Genomic DNA, 17,598 nt, shown 5'->3' with positions numbered 1-17,598 from the left:
GGCTTAATTCCCCAGCTTCAGCTTCTTGACTACCTGCGCCGTACGCTTGATTTCAGCATCGAGGAAGGGGGTGAACTGTGCCGCATTCTGGTACAGATCCAGCCATTCGAGCTTGGCGGCCTTGTCTTTCCAGCTCGGGTTTTGTACGGCCGCCTGCACCATCGCGCCCAACTGTTTTTTCTGTGCTGCGCTGATGCCCGGGGCGCCAAACACGCCGCGCCAGTTGTAAAGCACGACATCTACGCCTTGCTCTTTCAGGGTCGGCACATTGATGTCGGCTTGTTTCTTGTCGGCGGACAGCGCCAGTGCACGCACCTTGCCGGCCTTGATCAGGTCGGCCAGTTCGCCATAGCCGCTGATATAGGCGCTGATCTGGCCGCCCAGTACGGCAGCCTTGCCTTCACCGCCACCGGCGTAAGGGATGTAGTTGAGCTTGTCCGGATCCACGCCGACCTTCTCCGACATCAGCGCCGCCATGATGTGGTCTATGCCGCCGGCCGAGCCTCCGCCCATGCTGATGGAACCGGGCTTGGCCTTATAGGCCGCCATCAATTCTTTCAGTGAGCGGTAGGGTGAATCCGCCGGTACCACCAGCACGTTGTACTCGCCCATCAAGCGTGCAATGGGGGTCACCATGCTGAAATTGACCGGTGATTTATTGGTCTCGATGGAGCCCACGGTAACCGCACCGGCAATCAGCAGCGCATTGGGGTTGCCCTTGTCGGTGTTGATGAACTGCGCCATGCCTATGGTGCCGCCGGCGCCTGCCTTGTTTTCCACGATCACGTTTTTAGCCTGGCCCGCGGCCTTGAGCGCATCGCCCAGCGTGCGGGCTACGGTATCGAAGCCGCCGCCGGGGTTGGCCGGTGCCATGATCTTCATCTGCTCCACTTCGGCATGGGCAGCAAGCGGGCTTAGTGCCAGCATCAAACTGGTAATCAGGGTCTTCAGTTGCATGGTGTGTCTCCTTAGTTGTGGGACTGCTTACCGCGCAGTCGGGCGTTTGTCAGCTTGGGCTGATCGAAAAGGGGGGGGCTTTCAGTCATTCGGCGGTGTTTGCGCGCGACTGTGCCAGCGCTGTAAAAACAGGCGTTTTTTGGCCTGGTCGAGGTAAACCAGCAAACCGGTGCCAACCTGAATGGGGCGCAGGCGATCGCTTAAGGTGTTCAGGTCGATCTGTCCCAGGCGCCGTGGCAGCCCTTTGCGTACGGGAGGCAGGGCACTGCCAGCCCAGAGCTGGCGCTGACCGCGTAGCGATAGCAAATAATCGGTCCACAAGCGGGCGGCGGCGGGATGGGGGGCGGCCGCGGTGATCAGGGCCAGGCGACTGACAATGAGCGCGTAATCTTCCGGAATGCGCCAGCCCAGATGCGGGTTGAGGCGGGCAAATTGGGCCACATAGGGACCGATGACGTTGTAGGCAAAATCGGCTTCGCCGCGGGCCAGGCGGGAGAGCATGGCGCGGCTGCTGGTCTCGCGTGTCCCGGGTGTGTGGGCCAGTTCGGCGGCGAGCGCCCAGAACGCCGGATGGTGGCGTGCATCCTGAGTGAGAAAAAGGTAACCGACGCTCGAGCTGGCTACATCGTAGCTGGTGATGCGCCAGCGCTTGCGCATGCCGGGTAGCATGCGCTGCAGTGCCTCATGAGTGACCGGTGCTTCGGCATCGGAGAGGCGCTTGCGGTTCCAGGCGAAGACCACCGGCTCGAAGGTGGTGCCCCATATTTCATCGCGCCAGTGCGCCCAGTCCGGCAGGGCATTGCGTTCGGGGCTGACATAGCGCTGGCTGAGTCCGTCGTTGACCAGTCTGACCTGCAGATCCATGGCCGAACTCCAGACCACATCGGCTTGCGGCTTGGCCCGGATGCCCTCGAGACGTACTTGCCTGTCTATCTCGCTGGCGGGCAACTCATGGTACGCGACTTGAATGAAGGGGTAGCAGCGGCGGAAGTCGTCCAGCAAGGCGCTGACTTGTTCCTGATCGGTGGTGGAAAAAATGGTCAGCGCGCCTTCTTGCCTGGCCGCCTCCACGATGCGCTGGTAAGACTTTGGATAGTGTGCCGGCGGGCAGGATGCCTGCGCCAGCCCCGGCCATGGCATGGCGGCTAGCAAAAGACATAGCATCAAGCGCGCACTGTTTAGCATGTATGGATATCCGGCGTGAATTTAGTGTTAGCATTCTAGAATTGCCAACCTTTCAAATCGCTTTCACCTATGCGCATCCTGCTGGCCGAAGACAATTCCGAACTTGCGGCCTGGCTGATGATGGTGCTGTCCAGTGCCGGCCATGCGCTTGACCATGCGGCGGATGGCATCGTCGCCAGCCAGTTGCTGGAAAGTGAACCTTATATGCTGGCTATTCTTGATGTCGGCCTGCCGCGACGCGACGGACTTGAGGTATTGCGCCGCCTGCGGCGCAGCGGCAGCCGTTTGCCGGTGTTGATGTTGACGGCACAGTGTGGTGTCGGTGAGCGCATCGCCGGGCTGGATCTGGGGGCGGACGATTATCTGGGCAAGCCGTTTGACGTGGACGAACTTAAGGCGCGGGTACGCGCCTTGCTGCGCCGTGGTCAGGTACAGCAAAGCGGACAGCTGTGTTGCGGGCGCTTGCAGTTTGATGTGGCCAGCCGCTGCCACCGTATAGACGGCAATGTGCTGGCGCTGACGCCGCGCGAGATGGCGGTACTGGAAGTCTTGCTGTACCGCCAGGGGCGTCCGGTGACCAAGGATGCGTTAGCCGAACAGGTCGCCGGCCTGTGCGAGGACATCAGCAGCGATGCGATGGAGGTGTATATCCACCGCTTGCGCAAGAAGCTTGCCGGTAGCGGCGTGCGTATTCAGACCCTGCGTGGCCTGGGCTATTTGCTGGACGAAGATGTGGCCGCGGCCTGAGGCGGGAAAGGTGCTGCGTACCAGCTTGCGCCGCCAGCTGCTGTTATGGGTGGTGTTACCGCTTTTCCCCTTGCTGATCATTAATGGCTGGTTAGCGCGTGAAAGTGCGCGTAGCGCGGCCGATCAGGCTTTTGACCGCACCTTGCAGGCATCGGCTCGTAGTATCGCCGAGCGAGTAGGCGTGCTTGATGGGGAACTGACCGTCGATATTCCACGGGCTGCCCTGGAGATGTTTGATCCCCATTTTCAGGATCGCGTGTTTTATCGCATCGCTTTTGTTGGAGGGCGAGAGCTGAGCGGCAATGCTGCCTTGCCGCTGCCCTCTCCTTTACCTGCGGCATTTGATACCGCTTTTTATGATGTACGCTATCGCGATGCCGCAGTGCGTGTGGCCGCCTATGTCTTTCCGCTGTATTACGGCGGCAGCAACCGCTTGATTGCGGTTCAGGTCGGAGAAACCACCTTGTCGCGACAGGCGCTGGCCGGTGCCTTGTTTCGCGCGTCCTTGTTGCAGCAACTGTGGCTGACTGCGGTGGCGGCGCTGTTTGTTGCCATCGGTATCCGGCATGTATTGCAGCCGGTACGGGCATTGGGGCAGGCGCTGGACGAGCACGCGGCAGATCCGGCTTTACGGCTGTCTCCCGATACGGTACAGCAGGAGCTGAAGCCTTTGGTACATGCGCTGAATCATGCGCTGGAGCAATTGCAGCAGCAACTTGCTGTGCGGCAGCGTTTTATCGCCGATGCCGCCCACCAATTGCGCACCCCGCTGACCCTGCTGAAGACACAGGCGCAGTTTGCCGCCAGTCAGGGCGACGAGGCTATTCGCCTCCGTGCCCTGATGGCGCTGGAAGGCTCGACCGACCAGCTTATCCGTCTGGCCGGGCAGTTGCTGGCTTTGTCCAGGGTTGAGCCGGGAGGGCATCCGGCAGCATGGCAGGCGCTGGACTTGGCGCGTCTGGTGCGTGACGTCAGCGGGGACTTTGTGCTGGAGGCGATGACACGCGACATTGATCTTGGTTATGAGGGCGAGCAGAGCCTGTGGCTGCACGGTGACCCGCTTATGTTGCGCGAGATGCTGGGCAATCTGATCGACAATGCGCTGCGTTATACCCCGGCGGGCGGCGTGGTGACGGTAAGCCTGGCGCGTGATGAAAGCGGGTCTTGCCTGTGTGTGGCCGACAGCGGGCCTGGCATCGCACTCGCCCAACGCCGGCATGTGTTCGAGCGCTTCAACCGTGGCGACCGGGTCGATGGCGCCGGTTGCGGCTTAGGGCTGGCCATTGTCGAAGAGATTGCCAAGCGCCATGGCGCCACGGTAGGCGTAGAAACGGCTGCCGAGGGCGGAGCTGCACTGAAAATCCGCTTTTAGCTTTCAGTGCAGCGGTGCCAGCATTCTTGCTTCATTGGCCAGCGCGGTGATGCGCGGCCAGTCCTGCGCGGCGATGGCGTCTTCCGGGGTCAGCCATGAGCCGCCCACCGCCAGGACATTGGGCAGAAGCAGATAGCTGGCGGCATTGCCGGCATGGATGCCGCCGGTCGGGCAAAAGCGCAGCTCGGGCAGGGGGCTGGCCAGTGCCTTCAATAGCTTGATGCCGCCGATGGCATCGGCCGGGAACAGTTTCTGGATAAAGAAGCCTTCATCATGGGCGTGCATGGCTTCGGACGGGGTGGCGATGCCGGGAATAAAGGGCAGCTCCAGTGCGCGCACGGCTGCGACCAGCTCCGGGGTAAAGCCCGGGCTGATGCCGAACATGGCGCCGGCGTCGACTGCCGCCTCGACATGGGCGCGGTTGCGCAAGGTACCGGCACCGATGATCACGCCCGGCACCTGATCGCGGATCAGGCGGATGGCGGACAGCGCCGCCTTGGTGCGCAGTGTCACTTCCAGTACGCGGATGCCGCCATCGGCCAGCGCATGGGCCAGATCCACGGCCAGTGCCGGATCGCTGATCTGGATGACCGGTACCACCGGTCCCTGGCGCAGTAGTGTCAGTTCGTCCATATTCCCTCCTTCAGGATGGCCACAAGGGGTGGCTAAAAGTGGCGGCACCCTTTTCCGCCTCGTCGGCCAGCTGGCGCAGGCCGGCAAACAGTTCGCGTCCGCTGCCGTAGTCATTGTGGGCCAGATCGGCGGCTTCTGCCGTGCGCGCAGCCCACGCGTCGGGTGCCACTTCGATTTCCAGTATGCCCTGATCGGCATCCAGCAGGATGATGTCGCCATCGCATACCCGCGCCAGCGGCCCGCCGGCGGCCGCTTCCGGCGTCACATGGATTGCTGCCGGCACCTTGCCCGAGGCACCCGACATGCGTCCGTCGGTTACCAGCGCCACTTGAAACCCCCTGTCCTGCAACACCGCCAGTGCCGGCGTCAGCTGGTGCAATTCCGGCATGCCGTTGGCGCGCGGCCCCTGAAAGCGCACGACGGCGACCATATCCTGCTCAAGCTCGCCGCGCCGGAAAGCATCCAGCAGTGCGCCCTGGTCATTGAATACCCGCGCCGGCGCACGTATGCGCCGCCGCTTTGGGCTGACGGCCGAAACCTTGATTACGGCGCGTCCGAGCCGGCCGCTTAGCAGCTTGAGGCCGCCATCTGCCTGGAAGGGCTGGCTGGCCGGGCGCAGCACGCTCTCGTCGCGGCTGTGTAAGGGCGCATCGCGCCAGCTTAGCCGCCCTTGATCCAGCCATGGCTCCTGCGTATGGCGGGCCAGACCCTGGCCCAGAATGGTGGTCACGTCGGCATGCAGCAAGCCGGCGTCCAGCAGCTCGCCTATTACAAAGCCCATGCCGCCGGCGGCATGAAAATGGTTGATATCGGCCTTGCCGTTGGGGTAGACGCGCATCAATAGCGGCACTACCGCCGAGAGCTCGGAAAAATCGTCCCAGTTGATGGCAATGCCGGCGGCGCGGGCGATGGCGACCAGATGCAGGGTGTGGTTGGTCGAGCCGCCGCTGGCGAGCAGGCCGACGATGGCGTTGACGATGGCGCGCTCGTCCACCATCTCGCCCAGCGGGGTAAAGCGTGAACTCTGTGCGCTGATGGCCAGTGCCGCATGCGCGCTGGCGCGGGTCAGCGCTTCGCGCAAGGGAGTACCGGGATTGACGAAGGCGCTGCCCGGCAGATGCAGGCCCATGACTTCCATCATGAGCTGGTTGGAGTTGGCGGTGCCGTAGAAGGTGCAGGTTCCGGGCGCATGATAGCTTTGTGCCTCGGACTCCAGCAGCACATCGCGTCCGATCAGGCCCTGGGCAAACAGTTTGCGTACTTCGGCCTTGTCGTCATTGGCAAGGCCGGAGGTCATCGGGCCTGCCGGCACGAAGACCGCCGGCAGATGGCCGAAGGCCAGCGCACCGATCAGCAGGCCGGGCACGATCTTGTCGCACACGCCCAAAAACAGCGCGGCATCGAACATGCGGTGTGCCAGCGCGATGGCGGTGGCCTGTGCAATCACATCGCGCGAGAACAGCGACAGCTCCATGCCGGGCATGCCCTGGGTCACGCCATCGCACATGGCTGGCACGCCGCCGGCAAATTGTGCCGTGGCACCGGCCTTCAGTGCTTCTTCCTTGATCCAGGCCGGAAAGTCCTGCAGCGGCTGGTGCGCCGACAGCATATCGTTGTAGGCCGAAATAATGGCGAGATTGGGCACGTCCAGCTGTTTGAGCCGGATCTTGGGTTCGGGTGCCATGGCCGCAAAGCCATGGGCAAGATTGGTGCAGGACAGCTCGCTACGCGCGACCTTGCCCTGGGCTGCGGCTTTTTGCAGATGTGCCAGATAGGCTTGGCGCGTCGCGGCGCTGCGTGCCTGTATGCGCTGGGTGACACGATGAACGACGGGGTGCAGATGCATGATGGCGCCTGGTGTGCTGGGCATGCCGCTTATGCTAGGTGCGCCGCCGGATCAAGGCAAGCCGCTTGCCGCTACTTTATCGATGGTCTGGGATAAGATGAAGACCGGAATGCTTGGCAGCGGGAGGCGGGAAATGAGTACAAACCCTGATTTTGACATGGTGCTGTTTGGCGGCACCGGCGACCTGGTGATGCGCAAGCTGTTGCCGGCGCTTTACCACGCACACAGGGCCGGTTTGCTGGCCAAGAGCGGGCGCATTCTGGCGCTGGGGCGGCAGGTGCTGACGCGTGACGGCTATCTGGTTCTGGCGTCTTCCCTGGTGCGGCCCCATCTGGAAGGCGACACGGAAACCGCCTGGCTGGATTTTTGCGGGCGGCTGGATTATCAGCAACTGGATGCGAATCGGCCCGAGGATTACCCGGCGCTGGCCGCCAAACTGGGTCGCGATCCGGCGCGGGTGGTGGTGTGTTATCTGGCCACCGCGCCGGCGCTGTTCAGCATAGTCTGCCAGCAGCTGGCCGCGGTCGGACTCAATCACGAGCAGGTGCGCGTGGTGCTGGAAAAACCGCTGGGGCATGATCTGGCTTCATCCAATGCCATCAATGATGCGGTGGCCCGGCATTTTGGCGAGGAGCAGCTGTACCGCATTGACCATTATCTGGGCAAAGAGTCGGTGCAGAACCTGATGGCGCTGCGCTTTGGCAATGTCCTGTTCGAGCCTTTGTGGCGGCGCGAGTGGGTGCAGAGCGTGCAAATCACCATTGCCGAGGAGCTGGGAGTGGAGGGGCGCGGCGAGTTTTACGACCGCACCGGCGCACTGCGCGACATGATGCAGAACCATCTGCTGCAGCTCTTGTGCATGGTGGCGATGGAGCCGCCGGCCAGTCTGGACGCCGATGCCATTCGCGGCGAGAAGCTCAAGGTGCTTAAGGCGCTCAGGCCGTTCAGCCCCGAAGACGTCGCCGCCAAGACGGTGCGCGGCCAGTATGGTTCCGGTGCGGTGGCCGGTCAGCTGGTGGCGGGCTATCAGGCCGAGGAGGGGATTGCACCGCATAGCCATACCGAAACCTTTGTCGCGCTCAAGGCCGAGATCGATAACTGGCGCTGGGCCGGCGTGCCGTTTTTCCTGCGTACCGGCAAGCGCATGCAGCAGCGCGTGGCCGAAATCGTCATCACCTTTCACAATGTGCCGCACAAGCTGTTTCCGCTGGCACCGACTTGCCGCAGCGGCAACCGGCTGGTGATCGAACTGCAACCGGAGGAAAGCGTGCGCTTGTGGTTTCAGGCCAAGGAGCCGGGCGATGGCATGAATCTGCAGCCGGTTTTTCTCAATCTCGATTTTCACGAAACCTTCCGCGTGCGCCGGGTTGATGCCTATGAACGCCTGCTGCTGGATGTGATTCGCGGGCGTCTGGCGCTGTTTATGCGCCGCGAAGAGCTGATCGAAGCCTGGCGCTGGGTCGAGCCTATTCTGGATGCCTGGCAGCAGGGCAAGGCGCTGCCACGACCCTATCCAGCCGGCACCTGGGGGCCGCCTGCGGCGAGCGCCCTGCCGGCGCGCGATGGCGTGACCTGGCATGAGGAGTGCTGATGTGGATAGAACGGGAGTGGGGAGTAGGGAGTAGGGAGTAGGGAGTAAGATCCTGCCACTCGCCACTCGCCACTCGCCACTCGCCACTCGCCACTCTCCACTCTCCACTCTCCACTCTCCACTCTCCACTCTCCACTCTCCACTCTCCACTCCCGAGTCCCGAGTCCCGAGTCCCGAGTCCCCATTTCCGAGTCCACCAAAGGAATACGCCATGACCCACCTGACCAAGCTGCCGGCCTGGGCTGCTCTGTGGCAGCTATTTGATGACAGCCAGCATGTACATATGCGTACGCTGTTTGCCGAGGACCCGGCGCGGGCCGAGCGCTATGCGCTGAATGTGGGCGGGCTCTTCCTCGACTATTCCAAAAACCGCATCAACGATCCGATTCTGGCGGCGCTGCTGGCGCTGGCCCGGCAGACGGGTGTGCCGCAGCAGATTGCCGCCATGTTTCGTGGCGACAAGATCAATAGCACCGAGCGGCGTGCGGCGCTACATGTGGCGCTGCGCAACCGCAGCAACCGCCCGATCGCTGTCGATGGGCATGATGTGATGCCGGGCGTCAATGCCGTGCTCTCGCGCATGGGGCGCTTTTGCCATGCGGTGCGCTGTGGCGACTGGCTGGGCTATACCCGCCAGCCGATTACCGATGTGGTGAATATCGGCATAGGCGGCTCCGATCTGGGGCCGCTGATGGTGTGTTCGGCACTCAAGCCTTTCGGTCATCCGCGCTTGCGCATGCACTTTGTGTCCAATGTCGATGGTGCGCAGCTCAAGGAGACGTTGCGGCAGGTGCATGTGGAAACCACGCTGTTCGTGGTGGCCTCCAAGACCTTTACCACGCAGGAGACGCTGACCAACGCGCTCACCGCGCGCGAGTGGTTTGTCGCGCATGCCGGCGACCCGGCAGCGGTGGCACAGCATTTTGTTGCGGTGTCGACCAACCGCCAGGCGGTGGCCGAGTTTGGCATCGATCCTGCGCATATGTTCGAGTTCTGGGACTGGGTGGGGGGGCGTTTTTCGCTGTGGTCGGCCATCGGTTTGCCCATCATGCTATATCTGGGCGAGGAAAATTTCGGCGAGTTGCTGGATGGCGCCCACCTGATGGATGAACACTTCCGCCATGCGCCGCTGGGTGCCAATATGCCGGTGCTGCTGGCCTTGATCGGCATCTGGTATATCAATTTCTACGGCGGCGGCAGCCATGTGATCGCGCCTTACGACCAATATCTGCATCGCTTGCCGGCCTTTATCCAGCAGCTGGACATGGAGTCCAACGGCAAGCAGGTATGCCGCGACGGCTGCCCGGTCGGGGTGGAAACCGCCCCCATTATCTGGGGTGAGACCGGCATCAATGGCCAGCATGCTTTTTTCCAGCTGCTGCATCAGGGCACGCATATCTCGCCTATCGATTTGATCGCGACGCTGGAAAATAGGGCCGGCCTGCCCGGGCATCATGAAATCCTGCTGGCCAATGTCTTTGCCCAGGCCGAGGCCTTTATGCGCGGCAAGACGGCGGAGGAAGTGCGTGCCGAGCTGGCAGCGCAAGGCCTGCCGGAGGATGCGCTGGCGCGCTTGCTGCCGCACAAGGTGTTTGCCGGCAACCGCCCGAGCAATACGCTGCTGCTGGCGCAGCTGAATCCGCGCAATCTGGGCACGCTGGTGGCCTTGTATGAACACAAGATTTTCGTGCAGGGCACGATCTGGGGCATCAATAGTTTCGACCAGTGGGGGGTGGAGCTGGGCAAACAGCTGGCGCGCACCATACATGGCGAGTTGACCGGACAGGGGCCGGCAGGCATGCACGATAGTTCGACCGAACGCCTGATCCGGCTCTATTTGCAAAGCCGGCAACAGGCATGAAAAAAGCGAAGCCTGAGGCTTCGCTTTTTTGTGGCTGAATGGATCAGGCTCAGGTCATGACGATCTTTTTGCCGGTGTTAAGCCGGTTGGCAGTATCGCTGGCGGCTTTTTGCGCCGCCGCCGGGGTTTCGAACGGCCCCATCTGCACGCGGTAAGCGCCCAGCTGCTTGACGATGGTCAGCTTCTCGTCATGCTGATCCGGCAACTTGGCCATCAGCTTTTTGATGCGTGCCTCGGCCTTGACCTTGGTCGCATAGGAGCCCAGTTGCAGATAGATGGGTTTGTCCGACTTGGCCAGCTGCTTGGCCGGGCGGGTGGCGATACGCTCGCCGTCACCGGCCGGGAATACGCGCTCGACCAGCACGTCGGCACTGCCAGACTTGATGTAGCCCAACTGGTGTGCTGCTGCATACGACAGGTCCATCACCCGGTTCTTGTGAAAAGGACCACGGTCATTGATGCGCACAATCACCGACTGGCCGTTTTTCAGGTTGGTCACCTTGGCGTAAGACGGAATCGGCAGCGTCGGATGGGCGCCGGTCATGGCGAACATATCGTAGCGTTCGCCGGACGAGGTCTTGCGACCGTGGAACTGCTTGCCATACCACGACGCTTTGCCGCGGGTTTGAAAGGCTTCGTGGCTGGTATCCGGGCGGAAACGCATGCCCAGCGCGCTATAAGGCAGATTGGCCGAACGTATCAGCGGTTCATCCTGCGGTACGGCATTGGGTAGCAGGTTGAGGTTGGCCGGGATGATTCTGGCCGGGCCGTCGTTCTGGAAATAGGCCCCGCCCTTGTTGCTGGTTTTTTGTGGCGTTTTGGCCACGTGTTGAAGTTTGGCGTTGGCTGGTTGTGTAGTGGAACAAGCCACCAGCACCAGGCTGACAATTGTCAGCCACAACCATCGAAGAACAGATTGCATCGGAGCTCCTTTATGCGGAGTGCCTAGCTGCGAATCTTAACTTCCTCCGGCAAAATCGATCTGCCGCCACGCCTCGAACACCATAACGGCGACGGCATTGGACAGATTCATGCTGCGTGACTCGGGCCGCATTGGCAATCGCACCCGGCGCTCGGTCGGGAAGCCTGCAAGCAGGTCTTCCGGCAAACCGCGCGACTCGGGGCCGAACAACAGCACATCATTTGCTTCGAAAGCCACCTGGTCGTGCCGCGTGGCACCCTTGGTGGTGGCGGCGAAAATTCGCCGCCCGTGCAAGGCTGCCTGACAGGCTTCCCAATCCTCGTGCACGACCATGCGCGCGTACTCGTGATAGTCGAGTCCGGCCCTGCGCAATTTCGCGTCATCGAGGGGGAAACCCAGCGGTTTGACCAGGTGCAATTCGCAACCGGTATTGGCACATAAACGGATCACATTGCCCGTATTGGGCGGTATTTCCGGCTGGTAAAGAACAACAGTAAACATCGTTGCGACCTGGATTGTTCCAAGAATTCAAAAGGTTGGTCAAGTTTTCGAGTAAAAAACCTTAGCCAGTACCCACGCTTCGACCCGCTTTGCCCCCTGTTTTTTGAGGCTGAGGGCCAGCTCGGAAAGCGTGGCGCCACTGGTGGCGACATCGTCGACAATGGCGACGCAAAGCCCGTCTACACGGTGCTTTACACGAAAAGCATGACTGACATTGTGTCGTCTCTGGCGCTGGTTCAGACGGGCCTGAGGCGGGGTGTTGCGTATCCGCTCACATAGCGTGCTGTTGAGCGGGGCGTTTATTCTACCAGCGAACGCGCGGGCAAGCTCCAGACTCTGGTTGAAGCCGCGCTCCATGCGTCTTGCATCGGCCAGCGGCACCGGTACGACCAGATCCGGTGCCACGATGGCGGGCGGTGCCAGTTCGGCCAGCAAAAATGCCAGGCTACCGGCCAAGTCCAGGCGTTTGCCGTACTTGAAGGCCTGTATCACGCCATCCAGCGGATAGTCGTATAACAAGGCGGCGTGCAAGGCATCAAAGGCGGGCATCTGGCGCAGACAGCGGCCGCAGATCTGGGCAAAGGGCGAGGCTTGGGCACAGCGCGGACAGACTTCGGCCGGCAGGCGGACAAGATCGGCCAGGCAGGCAGCACAAACGCCGTGGCGGGTGCCGGGTGCGGCACAAAACAGACAAACCTGCTTAAACGGTAGGCAATTGTCAATAATATGGGCCATGAAGTTTGACGGCATGGATGCCCCCGCTGATGATGCCTTGATTCCATCAAGATAGATTTCATCGCCATGACCCACAGCACGATTGTTTTCCAGCGTCCGGCCAGCCCGCATCCACAAAGTGCGCTTTGGCAGGTCGAAGAGATCGAAGCCTTGTTTGCCCTGCCATTTATGGAGCTGGTGTTTCGCGCCGCCGAAGTTCACCGCCAGTTTTTCGACCCGAACAAGGTGCAGCTGTCTACCTTGCTGTCGATAAAGACCGGTGGCTGTCCGGAAGACTGCGGCTATTGCCCGCAATCGGTGCATCACGAAACGCCGGTCGATAACCAGCCCATGCTCAGTGCCGAGCAGGTGGTTGAGGTGGCGCGTATCGCCAGGGAAAACGGCGCCAGCCGCTTCTGCATGGGCGCTGCCTGGCGCGGTCCCAAGGATGCCGACCTGCAAAAGACGCTAGCCATGGTGAGCGAAGTTAAAGCACTGGGGCTGGAAACCTGCGCCACCTTCGGCATGCTGGCCGACGGTCAGGCCGAGCAGCTTAAGGCTGCCGGGCTCGATTACTACAACCACAATCTCGATACCTCGCCCGACAAGTACGGCGATATTATCCACAGCCGCGAATACCAAGACCGCATGGATACCTTGGGCAAGGTGCGCAAGGCCGGGCTGAATGTGTGCTGTGGCGGCATTGTCGGCATGGACGAGACGCGTCAGGATCGTGCCGGCCTGATTGCCCAGCTGGCCAACCTCGATCCGCAGCCGGAGTCGGTGCCGATCAATAATCTGGTCAAGGTGGACGGCACGCCGCTGGCGGACGCCGAAGAGATAGACTGGACCGAGTTTGTGCGGGCGATTGCGGTGGCACGCCTGACCATGCCCAAGAGTTATGTCCGCCTGTCGGCCGGGCGGCGCGGCATGCCGGAGGCGATGCAGGCGCTGTGCTTTCTTGCCGGTGCCAACTCCATCTTCTATGGCGACAAGCTGCTGACGACCGGTAACCCGGATGTGGCCGCAGATCGTGCGCTGATGGACAAGCTGGATCTGTCTGCCCTATAGGCCGCAGAATATGGCGGCGCTTGCCGATTTTCGGTATTTTGTTTATAAGATAGGCGAGTATTGATAAGCTTAAAGCTATTGCATTGTATTGCGTGCCGTGCGGAGAGTATCCTTTTATGCAACACCATGAGTTAGCTGCCCAGTTGGCGGCGTTGCAGCAGCGGCAGCAATACCGGCAGCGCGTGCGACTGGATAGCCCCCAGGGTGTGCATGTCAGCCTGAACGGGGGCGAGACGCTGTCTTTTGCCAGCAACGATTATCTGGGGCTGGCCAATCATCCAGTGCTGGTTGACACCGCGCGTGACGCGATGCTGCGCTGGGGGGTCGGGGCGGGGGCATCGCATCTGGTCACCGGGCATAGCGCGGCGCATGAGGACGCCGAGGCGGTGCTGGCCGACTGGATAGGTACGCCGGATGCACTGCTGTTCGGTTGCGGTTATCTGGCCAATCAGGCGGTGATTACGGCGCTGCTCGGCCGGGATGACGAGGTGTTTGCCGACAAGCTTAATCACGCCTCGCTGAATGACGGTGCTTTGTTGTCGCGGGCGCGTTTACGCCGCTTTCGCCATAACGATCTTGCCCAGCTGGAAAGCCTGTTGCAGAACAGCCGTGCCCGCACCCGCATGATTGTGGTCGATGCGGTGTACAGCATGGATGGGGATGAGGCGCCTCTGCCTGCCTTGCTTGATCTGGCGCGCCGTTACGATGCCTGGCTGTTTCTCGATGATGCGCACGGTTTCGGCATCAGCGGTGGCGGGCGCGGGGCGCTTGCCGAGTATGCCCTGCATGACCCGCGGGTCATCTATATGGCAACGCTGGGTAAGGCGGCGGGGGTCTCCGGCGCGGTGGTGGCCGGCAGCCGTGAGCTGTGTGCTTGGCTTGTCAATCGCGCGCGCGCTTATATCTACACCACGGCCAGTCCGCCGGCACTGGCGGTGACGGTCAGCCGTGCGGTCGGCCTGATCCGGGATGAGGCTTGGCGGCGTGCGCGTCTGGCTGGGCATATTGCCAGGGTGCAGGCGGCCAGTTTGCCTTATCCCGTCCTGCCTTCCCGCTTTGCCATACAGGCGCTGATGGTTGGCACGAATAGTGCCGCGCTTGCTTTGGCCGCGCGTCTGGCTGGTTCTGGCGTGTGGGTGCCTGCCATCCGCCCGCCAACGGTGGCTGCAGGCACGGCCAGGCTGCGTATTTCGCTGTCGGCTGCACATAGCGAACAGGATATTGAGGCGCTGCTGGCGGCGCTGTGCCGGCCTTAGCCGGCGGTGAATGTATGACCCTTCTGCAGCAGATAGATAACGAGAATAATGCGAATGATGGATGCGCTGGAAAACAATGGGCGGCTCATCGAGGGAGCAGGGGAAGCCTTGGCTTTATTGCGTCAGGCCGGCCCGCTGGATACGGCGGCCATCTGGCTCAGGCAAGGGCGCTACTGGCATTGCCTGGCCGGCGATGGTGCGGGGGCATTATGTTCCCACCCCGCACAGGCATCCTTGCCCGCAGGCACGGTGCGGCATGAGCTTTCGCTGAACAGTCGCTATGGTGTCATGTTGTTGTGGCATGGTGGCGCGCATCTGCTGCAGTCACCCTTGTGCCGGATGGCGGGCCAGCTGTTGCTGAGCCGGCTTGAGGGCGCCGTGCTGGATCTGGCGTTGGCACAGTCGCGCCTGGAGCAGCACATCCTGCTGGATGTGGCGGCGCTAGCCAGCCATGCCCAAAGTATGGAGACCTTTCTTGCCCGCCTGCCAGGTTTGCTATCCCCCCTGATTCCCGCTTGTGATCTGCTATTGACCCTGTCCGATGAGGGTGGTGGCTTGCAGTATCTGGCACCGTTACCGGCGCTGGATGAGCTCAGGCCAAAGGCCTTTGCCGCACGACCTGCAGAGTTGGCGGGTGCCTTGGCCGCAGTCGTGTGCCAAGCTGCCAAGCCCAGATTGCTGGATACGCGCCGCATCTTGGCATTTTGTGCTGAAGCAGGTCTGCCATCGCTTGCTCGCCTGCCGCGCTTCTGTCTTTGTCTGCCCCTGCTCATTGCCGGCGATCAGGCGTATAGCGTGGTAACCGTACAGGTTTTCGATCCGGCGCAGCGTTACGACCGGCAGTCATTAAGCCTGTTTTTGCGTTTGGCGCGGCATATTGCGTCATTGTTCGGCCATGTCAGCGAACGCCACCGCCTGCTTCGGACGGCGCGCTGCTTTGAGCATGAGCTGGAAGCCAACCGTCTGCGCCTGCATGCAGAGCAGGGCGAGCGCCATCATGCACAAAAATTGATGCGGGCTTTGTTTGCCATCGCCAACCTATCCAATAGCAGCTTGTCGCTGTCGGCTTTTCTGGCCGGAGTACATCGGGAGCTGCAGGGTTTGCTCAGTTGCAGCGGCTGTATGGTCGCCCTGTATGATGGCGAGCAGGATAGGCTCACCTTCCCTTATGGTGCGGATGCTTTCGTCCCGAATGATCCCATGATGACGCTGCGGGCAGGCCCGGTCGAGCAGGTCCTGCATAGCGGCCGCACGCTGTTGCTCAATGGCAGCGCCTTGTTAAGGTCTATTTCCGGCAAAGCCGGAGAAGGCTTGGTGAGCTGGCTGGGTGTGCCGGTATATAGCAACCGGGAGCTTAAGGGCGTGATGGCGGTGTTCAGCCGCGACAGTAATTTGCGTTACAGCTATCGCGAGCAGGAGTTGCTGGAGAGTGTGGCCGATCATATCGGCGGCGCCCTGACCCAGCTACAGGCGAGCGAGGCCTTGCAACTGGCCAATAGTGCGCTGGAAGAACGCGTACGCGAGCGAACACTGGCGCTGGATACCGTCAATGCCCGGCTCAAGCACGATACATTGCATGATGTACTGACCGGCCTGCCCAATCGCGCTTATTTCAATCAGACGCTGCAGGCCAACTGGCAGGCTTATAGCCGTGATGGGCGCCAGTGTTTTGCCGTCTTGTTTATCGATCTGGATCGTTTCAAGCTGATTAACGATACCCTGGGACATCAGGCTGGGGATGCCTTGCTGCATGAGGCCGGTGCCCGTATATGCCATTGTCTGCGGCCGCATGATTTTTTGGCCAGGCTGGGCGGGGACGAGTTTGCCCTGATTTTGCAGCGGGTAGAGTCGACCGCGCGTTGTGAACAGATCGCGCAGCGTATCGTGGATGAATTTGAGCGCTCCATGCTGCTGGGCGGGCGTGAAGTGTTTGCGACGGTCAGTGTCGGCGCGGTGCTGGCCGACAGCCAGTATTATCAGAGTGCGGAGGATTTGCTGCGCGATGCGGATCTGGCCATGTACCGCACCAAGCAAAGCGGCCGCCATGGCTATACCTTGTTTAACCACCATTTTCGCGAGAATCAGGCCGATTTGCTGGCGCTGGAGGCTGATCTGCGCCGGGCGCTGGATGTCGATGACCAGTTGATCCCGTACTACCAGCCTTTCATCGATAGCCATAGCCAGCACTTGACCGGTTTCGAGGCGCTGGTGCGCTGGCATCATCCCGAGCGGGGGATGATTTCTCCGGCCGAGTTCCTGCCCATGGCGCAGGAGTCGGGTCTGATCAGGCGGCTGGATCGTTACATGATAGAGCAGGGCTGTACCCAGCTGGCGGCTTGGCATGATGAGGGCTATGGCGGCGATTCTTTGTCCTTGCATATCAATCTGTCGTCTGAAAATCTGCGCGACATGAGCTTGCCATCCTGGCTTGAGGCTTTGCTGACTCGATTGGCGCTGCCGCCGGCGCTGCTTTATCTGGAGGTAACAGAAAGCGCGCTGATCGATATGCCTGAAGTCGCCGCACAAGTGATGCATGCCCTGCATCAGCTGGGCGTACGCCTTGCGCTGGATGATTTTGGTACCGGCTACTCGGCTCTGGCCTATCTGCATCGTTACCAGTTTGACGTGCTGAAAATAGACCAGGCTTTTGTGCGTGAAGTGGATGTCCATACCGAGTCCCGCGCCATTGTGCGGGCCATTCTGGCCTTGGCGCAGGCCCTGCATCTGGATGTTGTGGCTGAGGGGGTAGAAACGCTCAGCCAGCTGTCGGCCTTGCGCGAGCTGGGTTGTCCCAAGTTGCAGGGCTATTATTTTGCCCGGCCACAGCCTGCGGCTGCTATTGCATGGGCGTCTTTACAGGCTTTGGCGCAAGAAAGTGATTATTGCCACTGACCCGGTTGGTCATATCGCCGCCGTTTGCGGGCTGAAAAAGCACAAGCCCC

14 protein-coding genes are annotated in these 17,598 nt (G+C 61.4%); 7 read left to right on the top strand and 7 right to left on the bottom strand.

Annotated features, from left to right (window positions below; translation table 11 throughout):
* Nucleotides 1-3 precede the first annotated feature (3 nt).
* Together M3P88_RS12345 and M3P88_RS12340 are read right to left on the bottom strand one after the other, a co-directional pair.
* On the bottom strand, nt 4-957 hold the full coding sequence (locus M3P88_RS12345; RefSeq protein ID WP_249616315.1) for a Bug family tripartite tricarboxylate transporter substrate binding protein: 954 nt from the start codon (nt 955-957) through the stop codon (nt 4-6).
* Between the two features lie 81 nt (nt 958-1,038).
* Nucleotides 1,039-2,142 carry an ABC transporter substrate-binding protein gene (locus tag M3P88_RS12340; RefSeq protein WP_249616314.1) on the bottom strand — a complete coding sequence of 368 codons (1,104 nt, stop codon included), beginning with the start codon at nt 2,140-2,142 and terminating at the stop codon, nt 1,039-1,041.
* 69 nt (nt 2,143-2,211) lie between these two features.
* Here M3P88_RS12340 and M3P88_RS12335 point away from each other — a divergent pair, with 69 nt between their 5' ends.
* Nucleotides 2,212-2,889, top strand: a complete 678-nt coding sequence (locus M3P88_RS12335; RefSeq protein ID WP_249616313.1) for a response regulator — start codon at nt 2,212-2,214, stop codon at nt 2,887-2,889.
* Between the two features lie 10 nt (nt 2,890-2,899).
* Complete coding sequence (locus M3P88_RS12330; protein WP_249616312.1) at nt 2,900-4,261, top strand: sensor histidine kinase; 1,362 nt, start codon at nt 2,900-2,902, stop codon at nt 4,259-4,261.
* 3 nt (nt 4,262-4,264) lie between these two features.
* Here the strand turns inward: M3P88_RS12330 and eda are convergent, their stop codons facing one another.
* Together eda and edd are read right to left on the bottom strand one after the other, a co-directional pair.
* A complete protein-coding gene (gene eda, locus M3P88_RS12325) occupies nt 4,265-4,894 on the bottom strand; it encodes a bifunctional 4-hydroxy-2-oxoglutarate aldolase/2-dehydro-3-deoxy-phosphogluconate aldolase (protein WP_249616311.1) in 630 nt (209 codons plus the stop codon).
* 10 nt (nt 4,895-4,904) lie between these two features.
* Complete coding sequence (gene edd / locus M3P88_RS12320; RefSeq protein ID WP_249616310.1) at nt 4,905-6,740, bottom strand: phosphogluconate dehydratase; 1,836 nt, start codon at nt 6,738-6,740, stop codon at nt 4,905-4,907.
* Between the two features lie 133 nt (nt 6,741-6,873).
* On the opposite strand from edd, the gene zwf reads away from it, so the two are divergent.
* The gene (zwf, locus tag M3P88_RS12315; protein ID WP_249616309.1) at nt 6,874-8,331 is read left to right on the top strand and encodes a glucose-6-phosphate dehydrogenase; all 1,458 of its coding nucleotides are present in this window, start codon (nt 6,874-6,876) and stop codon (nt 8,329-8,331) included.
* 211 nt (nt 8,332-8,542) lie between these two features.
* A complete protein-coding gene (gene pgi / locus M3P88_RS12310; RefSeq protein WP_249616308.1) occupies nt 8,543-10,192 on the top strand; it encodes a glucose-6-phosphate isomerase in 1,650 nt (549 codons plus the stop codon).
* Between the two features lie 49 nt (nt 10,193-10,241).
* On the opposite strand, the gene M3P88_RS12305 is transcribed toward pgi, so the two are convergent.
* From M3P88_RS12305 to M3P88_RS12295, 3 genes are read right to left on the bottom strand one after another with little or no spacing between them, the layout of a single operon-like run.
* Nucleotides 10,242-11,114: a septal ring lytic transglycosylase RlpA family protein gene (locus M3P88_RS12305; RefSeq protein ID WP_283773198.1), complete on the bottom strand. Its 873-nt coding sequence runs from the start codon at nt 11,112-11,114 to the stop codon at nt 10,242-10,244.
* Between the two features lie 36 nt (nt 11,115-11,150).
* A complete protein-coding gene (gene trmL / locus M3P88_RS12300) occupies nt 11,151-11,615 on the bottom strand; it encodes a tRNA (uridine(34)/cytosine(34)/5-carboxymethylaminomethyluridine(34)-2'-O)-methyltransferase TrmL (protein ID WP_249616307.1) in 465 nt (154 codons plus the stop codon).
* Between the two features lie 39 nt (nt 11,616-11,654).
* Nucleotides 11,655-12,350 (bottom strand): ComF family protein, encoded by a 696-nt coding sequence (locus tag M3P88_RS12295; RefSeq protein WP_249616306.1) that lies wholly within the window; start codon nt 12,348-12,350, stop codon nt 11,655-11,657.
* A gap of 66 nt (nt 12,351-12,416) precedes the next feature.
* Between M3P88_RS12295 and bioB the strand changes: the two genes are divergently transcribed.
* The 3 genes from bioB (at nt 12,417) to M3P88_RS12280 (ending at nt 17,548) form a co-directional block, all read left to right on the top strand.
* Nucleotides 12,417-13,400, top strand: a complete 984-nt coding sequence (bioB, locus tag M3P88_RS12290) for a biotin synthase BioB (RefSeq protein WP_249616305.1) — start codon at nt 12,417-12,419, stop codon at nt 13,398-13,400.
* 116 nt (nt 13,401-13,516) lie between these two features.
* Nucleotides 13,517-14,656 carry an 8-amino-7-oxononanoate synthase gene (gene bioF / locus M3P88_RS12285; protein ID WP_249616304.1) on the top strand — a complete coding sequence of 380 codons (1,140 nt, stop codon included), beginning with the start codon at nt 13,517-13,519 and terminating at the stop codon, nt 14,654-14,656.
* Nucleotides 14,657-14,704: 48 nt separating this feature from the next.
* Entirely contained in the window at nt 14,705-17,548 is a 2,844-nt protein-coding gene (locus M3P88_RS12280; RefSeq protein WP_249616303.1) for a putative bifunctional diguanylate cyclase/phosphodiesterase, read from the top strand.
* Nucleotides 17,549-17,598 lie beyond the last annotated feature (50 nt).

This window comes from Craterilacuibacter sp. RT1T (assembly GCF_023502145.1).
Lineage (GTDB): Bacteria > Pseudomonadota > Gammaproteobacteria > Burkholderiales > Chromobacteriaceae > Craterilacuibacter.
The sequence above is the reverse complement of the archived record's forward strand: the minus strand, read 5'-3'. Positions and strand labels throughout refer to the sequence as shown.

Bases quoted from the DNA above. Each gene is read 5' to 3' on its own strand.
- M3P88_RS12345 (WP_249616315.1), bottom strand. From the start codon at position 957: ATGCAACTGAAGACCCTGATTACCAGTTTGATGCTGGCACTAAGCCCG.
- M3P88_RS12340 (WP_249616314.1), bottom strand. From the start codon at position 2,142: ATGCTAAACAGTGCGCGCTTGATGCTATGTCTTTTGCTAGCCGCCATG.
- M3P88_RS12335 (WP_249616313.1), top strand. From the start codon at position 2,212: ATGCGCATCCTGCTGGCCGAAGACAATTCCGAACTTGCGGCCTGGCTG.
- eda (WP_249616311.1), bottom strand. From the start codon at position 4,894: ATGGACGAACTGACACTACTGCGCCAGGGACCGGTGGTACCGGTCATC.
- edd (WP_249616310.1), bottom strand. From the start codon at position 6,740: ATGCATCTGCACCCCGTCGTTCATCGTGTCACCCAGCGCATACAGGCA.
- zwf (WP_249616309.1), top strand. From the start codon at position 6,874: ATGAGTACAAACCCTGATTTTGACATGGTGCTGTTTGGCGGCACCGGC.
- pgi (WP_249616308.1), top strand. From the start codon at position 8,543: ATGACCCACCTGACCAAGCTGCCGGCCTGGGCTGCTCTGTGGCAGCTA.
- M3P88_RS12305 (WP_283773198.1), bottom strand. From the start codon at position 11,114: ATGCAATCTGTTCTTCGATGGTTGTGGCTGACAATTGTCAGCCTGGTG.
- trmL (WP_249616307.1), bottom strand. From the start codon at position 11,615: ATGTTTACTGTTGTTCTTTACCAGCCGGAAATACCGCCCAATACGGGC.
- M3P88_RS12295 (WP_249616306.1), bottom strand. From the start codon at position 12,350: ATGGCCCATATTATTGACAATTGCCTACCGTTTAAGCAGGTTTGTCTG.
- bioB (WP_249616305.1), top strand. From the start codon at position 12,417: ATGACCCACAGCACGATTGTTTTCCAGCGTCCGGCCAGCCCGCATCCA.
- bioF (WP_249616304.1), top strand. From the start codon at position 13,517: ATGCAACACCATGAGTTAGCTGCCCAGTTGGCGGCGTTGCAGCAGCGG.
- M3P88_RS12280 (WP_249616303.1), top strand. From the start codon at position 14,705: ATGCGAATGATGGATGCGCTGGAAAACAATGGGCGGCTCATCGAGGGA.